The 323-nt window shown below is 66.6% G+C and carries 1 pseudogene; it reads right to left on the reverse strand.

The features are described 5' to 3' along the window. Positions 1-323, reverse strand: a pseudogene (locus tag EU800_RS26345) (NADH:flavin oxidoreductase/NADH oxidase); the annotation flags it as partial.

Consider the following 323-nt stretch of genomic DNA (forward strand, 5'->3'; position numbering starts at 1 on the left):
TGGCGATGAGATCGGCGCTTCCGTCGGCAAGGATCCCCTCGGCCTGTTCAGGATGGGTGATAAGGCCCACGGCCATGGTCGGCATGCTGACCTCTTTGCGGACCCGTTCGGCATAAGGCACCTGGAAGCCCGGCTGGCGCTTCTGTCCGCCACCCGCCATCGCGGAGCCCGCGATGCCGCCCGACGAACAGTCCATGACTTCGACCCCGATCGCTTTCAGCGCACGGGCAAGAACGACCGTATCATCGAGACTCCAGCCCTCGGGGGCGCCATCGACTGCCGAGGTCCGGAAGAACAGCGGCAGGTCCTGGGGCCAGGCAGCG

Source organism: Tropicimonas sp. IMCC6043, assembly GCF_004146235.1.
Taxonomy (GTDB): domain Bacteria; phylum Pseudomonadota; class Alphaproteobacteria; order Rhodobacterales; family Rhodobacteraceae; genus Tropicimonas.